The sequence below is a fragment of the Streptomyces sp. NPDC051207 genome, from assembly GCF_040682395.1.
In the GTDB taxonomy this organism is placed as follows: domain Bacteria; phylum Actinomycetota; class Actinomycetes; order Streptomycetales; family Streptomycetaceae; genus Streptomyces.
This window is the reverse complement of the sequence record NZ_JBFBAX010000049.1, coordinates 18,493-27,426: the sequence shown is the minus strand read 5'-3', so window position 1 is coordinate 27,426 and position 8,934 is coordinate 18,493. Positions and strand designations below refer to the sequence as shown.

General features: G+C 74.0%; 4 protein-coding genes and 1 pseudogene. 3 read left to right on the top strand and 2 right to left on the bottom strand.

Annotated elements, in window-relative coordinates; translation table 11 throughout:
* Positions 1 to 136: 136 nt before the first annotated feature.
* On the bottom strand, positions 137 to 1,921 hold the full coding sequence (gcl, locus tag AB0M97_RS29240; RefSeq protein ID WP_365963993.1) for a glyoxylate carboligase: 1,785 nt from the start codon (positions 1,919 to 1,921) through the stop codon (positions 137 to 139).
* A 302-nt stretch (positions 1,922 to 2,223) separates the two neighbouring features.
* Positions 2,224 to 3,894: an AMP-binding protein gene (locus AB0M97_RS29235; protein ID WP_365963992.1), complete on the bottom strand. Its 1,671-nt coding sequence runs from the start codon at positions 3,892 to 3,894 to the stop codon at positions 2,224 to 2,226.
* A 202-nt stretch (positions 3,895 to 4,096) separates the two neighbouring features.
* Here AB0M97_RS29235 and AB0M97_RS29230 point away from each other — a divergent pair.
* The 3 genes and pseudogenes from AB0M97_RS29230 to AB0M97_RS29220 all read left to right on the top strand — a co-directional run bounded on the left by AB0M97_RS29230 (position 4,097) and on the right by AB0M97_RS29220 (position 8,877).
* Positions 4,097 to 4,954: pseudogene (locus tag AB0M97_RS29230) on the top strand (helix-turn-helix transcriptional regulator).
* Positions 4,955 to 5,076: 122 nt separating this feature from the next.
* Positions 5,077 to 7,878 (top strand): AAA family ATPase, encoded by a 2,802-nt coding sequence (locus AB0M97_RS29225; protein ID WP_365963991.1) that lies wholly within the window; start codon positions 5,077 to 5,079, stop codon positions 7,876 to 7,878.
* A gap of 204 nt (positions 7,879 to 8,082) precedes the next feature.
* Positions 8,083 to 8,877 carry a serine protease gene (locus AB0M97_RS29220; RefSeq protein WP_365963990.1) on the top strand — a complete coding sequence of 265 codons (795 nt, stop codon included), beginning with the start codon at positions 8,083 to 8,085 and terminating at the stop codon, positions 8,875 to 8,877.
* The last annotated feature ends 57 nt before the right edge of the window (positions 8,878 to 8,934 follow it).

Below are 8,934 nucleotides of genomic sequence, written 5' to 3'. Positions count from 1 at the left end.
ATACCCCGCCCCACACGACAACGTCGGTCTCCACGACCACAACTGGATCGTGAAGACCGACGTCACGCTCGGCCCGGATTAACCAACAGCGTCCCTGCGGGACGGGCCGCCCTTCGGCGACATGTGCGGCGGCCGGTCAGGCCTTCAGGGTCCTGACCGCGGTCGGGGCGTGCCCCGGCTCGGTGGCCAGCTCCTCGAACTCCACGACGTTGCTGATGTCGTTGGTGGTCGACATGGAGATGTTGGTGACGCGCTCCAGGATCGCCTCCACGACGACCGGGACCCGGTACTCGGCGGCGAGCTTCTTGGCTTGCTCGAACGCGGCGCCGAGTTCGGCCGGGTCGGTCACCCGGATCGCCTTGCAGCCGAGGCCCTCGGCGACCTTGACGTGGTCGACGCCGTACACGCCGAGTTCGGGCGTGTTGATGTTCTCGAACTCGAGGTTGACCTGGAAGTCGATCTCGAAGGCGCGCTGGGCCTGGCGGATCAGCCCGAGGTAGGCGTTGTTGACCAGGACGTGCACGTACGGGATGCGGTGCTGGGCGCCGACCGCCAGCTCCTCGATCATGAACTGGAAGTCGTAGTCGCCGGACAGGGCGACGACGGAGGCCTCCGGGTCGGCCTTGGCGACGCCGAGCGCGGCGGGCACGGTCCAGCCGAGGGGGCCCGCCTGGCCGCAGTTGATCCAGTGGCGCGGGCGGTAGACGTGCAGCATCTGTGCGCCCGCGATCTGCGACAGGCCGATGGTGGAGACGTACCGGGTCTCGGGGCCGAAGGCCTTGTTCATCTCCTCGTAGACGCGCTGCGGCTTGATCGGGACGTTGTCGAAGTGCGTACGGCGCTGGAGCGTGGCCTTCTTCTCCTGCGCGGCAGCGGCCCAGCCGGAGCGGTCGGGCAGTTTGCCCGCCGCCTTCAGTTCCCCGGCGACCTCGACGAACAGCTCCAGGGCGGCCCTGGCGTCGGAGGCGATGCCGTAGTCCGGGGCGAAGATCCTGCCGATCTGCGTGGGCTCGATGTCGACGTGCACGAAGGTGCGGCCCGCGGTGTAGACGTCGAGCTTGCCGGTGTGGCGGTTGGCCCAGCGGTTGCCGATGCCGAGGACGAAGTCGGACTCCAGGAAGGTCGCGTTGCCGTAGCGGTGCGAGGTCTGCAGGCCGACCATGCCGGCGTTCAGCTCGTGGTCGTCGGGCAGGACACCCCAGCCCATCAGGGTCGGCACGACCGGGGTGCCGGTCAGTTCGGCGAACTCCACGAGCAGGTCGGCGGCGTCGGCGTTGATGACGCCGCCGCCGGCCACGATCAGCGGGCGTTCGGAGGCGTTGAGCATCCCGAGCGCCTTCTCGATCTGGGCGCGGCTCGCGGTGGGCTTGTAGACCGGGAGCGGCTGGTACGTCTCGGGGTCGAACTCGATTTCGGTGAGCTGGACGTCGATCGGCAGGTCGATGAGGACCGGGCCGGGACGGCCGGAGCGCATCAGGTGGAAGGCCTGCTGGAAGACGCCCGGGACCTGCGCGGCCTCCAGGACGGTGACGGCCATCTTGGTCACCGGCTTGGCGATGGAGGCGATGTCGACGGCCTGGAAGTCCTCCTTGTGGATCACGGCGGTCGGGGCCTGGCCCGTGATGCACAGGATCGGGATGGAGTCGCCGGTCGCGGAGTACAGACCGGTGATCATGTCGGTGCCGGCCGGTCCGGAGGTGCCGATGCAGACGCCGATGTTGCCGGGGTGGGTGCGGGTGTAGCCCTCGGCCATGTGGGAGGCGCCCTCGACGTGCCGGGCGAGGGTGTGCGTGATGCCTCCGGAGGCCTTGAGCGCCGCGTAGAAGGGGTTGATCGCCGCGCCCGGGACACCGAACGCGTCGGTGATGCCCTCGCGCTTGAGGATCTCAACTGCCGCGCGGGCAGCGGTCATACGAGCCATCGAGTACTCCTGCTTCGGCTGTCGGATTCGCACTCCCGTCGCGCCCCGCGGTGAGTACTTCCGTGTCGTCTTCCGCTTCACTTCCGCATAGCGGAAATAACTTTCTACTATCTGGAAGCAATGTAAGCGGGCAGCCGAAAGCCGTCAAGGGACGCACGTCCCCCGACGGCCCGGTCTCGTGCAGGAACCGGTCGCCCTCGGCTCACGGCCGGGGTACGCGGCGACCGCGCGGGCCGGGTTCGCACCGACGGCGTCGCCGAGGAGCGGCACCTAGCTGGTGCCGTGCGCGTGGGACAGGCCGGTCACCGGAAGTCCTCCTCGCGGTACTCGTTCGCCGAGCCGGCGGCCGTGGCCTCGCGCAGTTCGATGCGGCGGATCTTCCCGGACACCGTCTTGGGCAGGTCGCCGAACTCCAGTCGGCGCACCCGCTTGTACGGCGCGAGGACCTCGCGGGAGTGCTCGAACAGCACCTTCGCGGTGTCCGGGCCGGGCTCCCAGCCCTCGGCCAGCACGACGTACGCCTTCGGGACGGCCAGGCGCAGTGCGTCCGGGGCGGGCACGACGGCGGCCTCGGCGACCGCCTCGTGCTCCAGCAGGGCGCTCTCCAGCTCGAACGGGGAGATCTTGTAGTCGGACGCCTTGAACACGTCGTCGGCGCGGCCGACGTAGGTGAGGTGGCCGTCGGCGTCGCGGGAGCCGATGTCACCGGTGCGGTAGTAGCCGCCCGCCATGGCCTCGGCCGTGCGTTCCGGGTCGCCGTGGTAGCCGGCCATCAGGCCGACCGGGCGGACCGACAGGTCGAGGGCGATCTCGCCCTCGGTGGCACCGGGCGCGCCGGTGACCGGGTCGAGCAGCTCGACGCGGAAGCCGGGGCTGGGGCGGCCCATGGAGCCCGCCTTGAGGACCTGGCCGGGGGTGTTGGCGATCTGCACGGCGGTCTCGGTCTGGCCGAAGCCGTCCCGGACGGTGACGCCCCAGGCGCGCCGGACCTGCTCGATGACCTCCGGGTTGAGGGGTTCCCCGGCGGCGACGGCCTCGCGGGGCTTGTGGCGCAGCTGGGTGAGGTCGGCCTGGATGAGCATGCGCCACACCGTCGGCGGGGCGCAGAACGTGGTGACGCCCGCGCGGTCCATCTCGGTCATCAGCCGGGCGGCGTCGAACCGCGTGTAGTTGTGGATGAAGACGGTCGCCTCCGCGTTCCACGGCGCGAACAGGTTCGACCAGGCGTGCTTGGCCCACCCGGGTGAGGAGATGTTCAGGTGCACGTCGCCGGGCTTGAGGCCGATCCAGTACATGGTGGCCAGGTGCCCGATGGGGTAGGAGGTGTGGGTGTGCTCGACCAGCTTCGGCCGGGCGGTGGTGCCCGAGGTGAAGTACAGCATCAGCGGGTCGCCGGCCGGGGTGGGGCCGTCCGGGGTGAAGCCGCCGGGCGCGTCGTACGCGTCCCCGTAGGACTGCCAGCCCTCGACGGGGCCGCCGACCGCGATGCGCGTGTAGCCGCCGGGCACCTCGTCGAACTTGGCGGAGTCCGCGTCCCGCACCACGACGTGGGCGACGCGGCCCCGGTCCACCCGGTCGCGCAGGTCGGCCGGGCCGAGCAGCGGGGTCGCGGGGATGACGACGGCCCGCAGCTTCATCGCGGCCAGAGCCGTCTCCCACAGCTCGGTCTGGTTGCCGAGCATCACCAGCACGCGGTCCCCGGCGCGTACGCCGCGGCCCCGCAGCCAGTTCGCCACGCGGTCGGAGCGGTCCGACAGCTCGGCGAACGACAGCCGTGCCCCGGTGCCGTCCTCCTCGACGAGGTGCAGGGCGGTCCGCTCGTTGCCGGCGGCGATGACGTCGAACCAGTCCAGTGCCCAGTTGAAGTGTCCGGGCCGGGGCCAGGTGAAGCCCTCGTGGGCCGCGGCCCAGTCCTCGCGGTGCTCCAGCAGGAAGTCCCGCGCCCTGCGGAACGCATCCGTCGCCGTCGTCATGTGTCATCCTCTCTGGCCGGCGCGGCACCGCGTGTCCCGCGTCCTCCGACGCGCTCGGTGCCGGACCTGCCGGGCGGCTTTCCGTCATCGGGTGATCCGTGACGCGGGTCTCACTACCCCCGAACGGGGGCGTCCAGTGGGCGACCCGCCGGGAGCGGGGCCGGGCGCTCACCGCCGGAGCCGGCACAGGAAGGGCGAGGACGTGGCAGCGGACCCCGGGGCGGCGGCGGCGGAGGTCCGCGGCGCGCTTCACGCGGCTGCGGCGCACGACCGGGCTGCCGGTCGCGTTCGGCGGCCTGGTGAAGGCCGGGCGCCGGCAGCAGTGAGCCGAGCGGCACGGCCGCCCGGCGCTGCGCGCGCTCACGGTGACGTCCGGGCACGGCCTGTGCGGCGAGGCGGTGGCGCTGTCCCGGCCGTGCGCGGTGACGGACCACCCGGTGTCCCGGCAGATCAGCCACGAGTACGACGCGGCGGTCGCCGCGGAGGGCCTGCGCTCGGTCCTGGCGGTGCCCGTGGCGGTACGGCGCCGGGTGCGCGGCGTGCTCTACGGCGCGCTGCGCACGGCCGGCCGCTGGGCGACCGGACGCCGAGCGCGGCCGTGGCGGCGGCACGGAACGTGGAGCAGGCGCTGGTCGTGCGGGAGGAGGCGGCCGAGGCGGCGGCGCTGCCGGCGGCCCGGGGCGGCACCGGCCCGGACCCGGAGTAGGCGGCCGGGGGCGCCGCCCGGGAGCGGGTGCGCGACGCCCACGCGGCGCTGCGGGCACCGGCCCCGCGGATCGCCGACCCGGCGCTGCGCGAGGAGCTGCGCGCCGCGTGCGGGCTGCCGGCGGCGGGCCCCGCGGAGCCCGGGCGGCGGGTCGCGCTCGCGCCGCGAGAGGCGGACGTGCCGGCGTGTGTCGCCTCCGGCGTCACCAGCGCGGTGGCCGCCGAGCGGCTGGACCTCGGCGTCGAGACGGTCAGGGGCCGTCCGCGGTCGGCGATGCGGAAACTGGGCACCCGCACGCGGGGCGAGGCCGTCGTGGCGGCGCGCCGGGCGGGCCGGCTGCCCTGGTGCTATTGATTCGGTCACGTCCTGCATTTCCCGAACCCGGTCAGCTGTTATTTCCCTCACGACCTCGTGCGTCCGAAAGGGAAACAGCGGTTGCCTAATATTGGCCAGGACACGCCACAGGGAGGGGAGCGGTGACCGTGCGACGGGACTTCGAGGAGCCTGCCAGAAACCCCTCCGAGCAGGTCATCGGCCAGGAGGAACTGTTCGCCGCGGCACGTGAGCAGCTCGGCCGGGGCGGCAGCGTGCTGCTGCACGGCCCCGCCGGAATTGGAAAGTCCACCGTCCTGCGCACACTGGCCGCCGAATATGGCCGCACCGCGCGCACCGTGTTGCGCTGCTCGGCGACCGAGTCCGAATCCCATCTTCCCTTCCTGGCCCTCGCCGACCTCTTCGGGCTGGTCCTCGACCGGGTCGCGGGCAGCCTGCCCGCCGCCCAGCGCACCGCCCTGGAGTCGGCGCTGACCGGCCGGGGCGAGTCCACCCTGCAGCGGGACGGCCTCGCGCTGCGCCTGGCGGTGCTGTCCGCGTTGCGCGCGCTGGCCGCCGACGGGCCCGTCCTCGTCGTCGCCGACGACCTCCAGTGGCTGGACCCGGCCAGCGCCGAGCTCCTCGGCTTCGCCGCCCGCCGCCTCGGCGACACCCCCGTACAGCTGCTGTACGCGGTGCGCACCGAGGGCGAGGAGTTCGACCGCCATCTGCGGGCCACCCCGCCGGGCACCCTCGCGCTGCGGCTCGGGCCGCTGTCGCGCGGGCAGGTCTCCGCGCTGCTCGACCACCGCGGCTACCGCGGCCTGCCCCGCTCCACCGTGCGGGACATCCACCGCACCAGCGGCGGCAACCCGCTGTTCGCCCTCGAACTGGGCCGGGCGCTCGCCGAGAATCCCACGCCGCCCCGTCCGGGAGAGCCGCTGCCGGTGCCGACGTCGCTGCGCGCCCTGGTGCTCAGCCGTCTGCGGATGCTGTCCGCCGAGGCCCGCCGCACCCTGCTGGTGGCCAGCGCGGGCGCCCGGCCCACGCTGGCGCTGCTGCACGCGGCCGGCCGGTCGAACGCCGAGGCGGAGACCGCGCAGGCCGCCGAGCTGGGCCTGCTCGCCACCGAGCCGGAGGGCCCCGCCGTACGGTTCGCGCACCCGCTGATCTCCGCCGCGCTGTACGCGGAGGCGCCCGCGCAGGAGCGGCGGGCCGTGCACGCCGCGCTGTCCACGGCCGCCTCCGACCCGATCGAACGCGCCCGGCACCTGGCACTCGCCACCACCGGCACCGACCCGGACGTGGCCGCCCGGCTCGCCGAGGCCGCCGCGCTGGCCCGGGACCGCGGGGCGCCGTCGGTGGCCGCCTCGCTGGGGCTGCTCGCGGCCCGGCACACCCCCGCGGGCAGCACCCCGGCGCCCGACGAGCGGCGGCTGCAGGCCGCGGACGACGCCATCATCGCGGGCGAGGTCGACCTCGCCCGGCACATCGCCCGCGACGTGCTGACCCGGGCCACGGTGCCCGCCGACCGGGTACGGGCCTGGATGGTGGTGATCGAGGCCGCCGGGCAGGCCCTCGGCGACGTCGACGCCGTGTTCCCGCAGGCGCTCGCCGACGCCGGGGACGACCCGCGGCTGCTCGCCCAGGTGCACTACCAGCTGGCCTGGCGCGGCCTGGTCGTGGAGGGCGACTTCGAGGAGGGCCGCCGGGAGGCCGCGCACGCGGCGCAGCTCGCCGCGCGGGCCGGCGACCGGCGCACCGAACTCATGGCGCTGTCCTTCCAGGCGCAGACCGAGACCCTGATGGGCCATCCGGAGGCCCCCGCCACCATCAAGCGCGCCCTGACCGAGCCGCAGGACCCGCAGGTGGCGTGCCACCACAACGGCGCCGGCTCGGCCCGGTTCCGCTGGCTCATCATGAGCGACCAGCTGTCCGAGGCGCGCACCACCGTCACCGCCCTGCTGCGCGAGGCGCGGCGGCGCGGCATGGTCGAGAGCGAGGTGCACCACGTGCGGATGCTCGCCGAGACCGAACTGCGCGCCGGGCACTGCGGCCGGGCCCTCGACCTGGCCCGCGAGAGCCTGCGGCTGGCGCGGGACTGCGGCATCGGCGAGGTGCCCTCCGCGCTGCTCACCTCCCTCGCGGAGGCCTCCGGCGGCGACGTGGACAGCGCCCTCGCGCTGGCCCGTGAGGCGGTCGAGCAGGCCGAGGAGGACGGCGACCAGATGTACGTCTCCCGGGCGCTGGCCGCGCTCGGGTACGCCCAGTTCGTGGCCGGGGACGCGGCGGGCGCGGTCCGTTCGCTGCGCCGGGTGCGGGAGCTGGAGCAGGGCCTCGGCATCACCGACCCGGCCCGCGGCCGCTGGCAGGGCGACCTCGCCGAGGCGCTGGTGCGCGTGGGCGAACTCGACGAGGCGCAGGAGCTCGTGGACGTCACCCGCGAGCAGGCGCTGCGGCTGGACCGGGGCAGCGTGGTGGCCGTCCTGGACCGCGCCGAGGCCCTGATCCGGGCGGCGCGCGGCGCACACGACGCGGCCGTCGCCCAGTTGGCCGCGGCGCAGGACCGGCTCGCCCGGCTGGGGTCCGGCCTTGAGGAGGCGCGGGCCGCGTTCGCGCTGGCCGCGCTGCGCGCCCCCGGGGCCGCGTCGTACGACGAGGCGGCGCGGCTGATGCGGCGCTGCCGTGCGCTGCCCTGGCTGAAGCAGGTCGACGCCGCGGCGGCGGCGAGCCCTGCCGCGCCGCCCGCCGTCCCCGCCGCCGCGGACGGGCTGGAGGGCCTCGCCTCGATGGAGCGTCAGGTCGCCTCCCTGGTCATGGAGGGCGCGACCAACCGGGAGATCGCCGCGCGCCTGTTCATCAGCGTCAAGACCGTCGAGGCCACGCTGACCCGGGTCTACCGCAAGCTGGGGATCCGGTCGCGGGTGGACATCGTCCGGCTGGCGGCGGGCCGCCGTCCGAGCTGAGGATGCCACGCGCGCGCCCGCGCGGCGACCGAGGGTTTTCCCTGCCCCAACTCCCCTAGGGGGTTCCCTCATTGGGCGCCGGAGGGCCGGCTCCTAGCGTGAAGCCGTGCCGCTCGCCCGGGCATGACGGGGGTCTGTCCCGAGACCCCCGTTGCCACCCCCCGCACCCGTGCGACCCCCCACCGGCGACAACTGAGGAGACTCATGTTCGGGTTCACACGAGCTAGACGGGCCGCCGCCACCCTCGCCGCCACGGCCGCCGCCACCGTCGCGTCGGCGCTGCTCGCCGCTCCCGGCGCCGCCGCCGCGCCCCAGCCCGTCGTGGGCGGCACGACGACCACCACGACCTCGTACCCGTTCATGATGCAGATCACGGACTCGTTGCAGAACCAGTTCTGCGGCGGCACGCTGGTCTCCCCCACCAAGGTCGTCACGGCCGCGCACTGCATGGTCGGCGAGACCACCGGCAGCGTCCGGGTGGTCGGTGGCCGCACCTACCGCAACGGCACCAACGGCACCGTCGCCCGGGTCAGCAGGATCTGGGTGCACCCCCAGTACACGGACGCCACCAACGGCGAGGACGTGGCCGTGCTGACGCTGTCGACGTCGATGCCGTACACGCCGGCGAAGTACGTCTCCGCCGCCCAGACCTCGGTGTACGCGGCCGGCACCAGCGCCCGCATCGTCGGCTGGGGCACCACGTCGGCGGGCGGCAGCTCCTCCAACCAGCTGCGCACCGCGACCGTGCCGATCGTGTCCGACACCAGCTGCCGCGGCTCCTACGGCACCGACTACGTCGCGAGCGAGATGGTGTGCGCCGGATACAGCTCCGGCGGCGTGGACACCTGCCAGGGCGACAGCGGCGGACCCCTGCTCGTCGGGGGTGTCCTGGCAGGCATCACGTCCTGGGGCGAGGGATGCGCCATGGCCGGGTACCCGGGTGTCTACACCCGGCTGACGGCCTTCTCGAACCTGGTGACGCAGCAGGTCAACTCGTAGCGTCCAACGGACTCCTGAGTACCCCTCAGGTGACATGCCAGGGGGCGTTGCGGGCCT

What these genes read in the sequence shown, in the direction of transcription:
- gcl (WP_365963993.1), bottom strand. Translation starts at nt 1,921, where the DNA reads ATGGCTCGTATGACCGCTGCCCGCGCGGCAGTTGAGATCCTCAAGCGC.
- AB0M97_RS29235 (WP_365963992.1), bottom strand. Translation starts at nt 3,894, where the DNA reads ATGACGACGGCGACGGATGCGTTCCGCAGGGCGCGGGACTTCCTGCTG.
- AB0M97_RS29220 (WP_365963990.1), top strand. Translation starts at nt 8,083, where the DNA reads ATGTTCGGGTTCACACGAGCTAGACGGGCCGCCGCCACCCTCGCCGCC.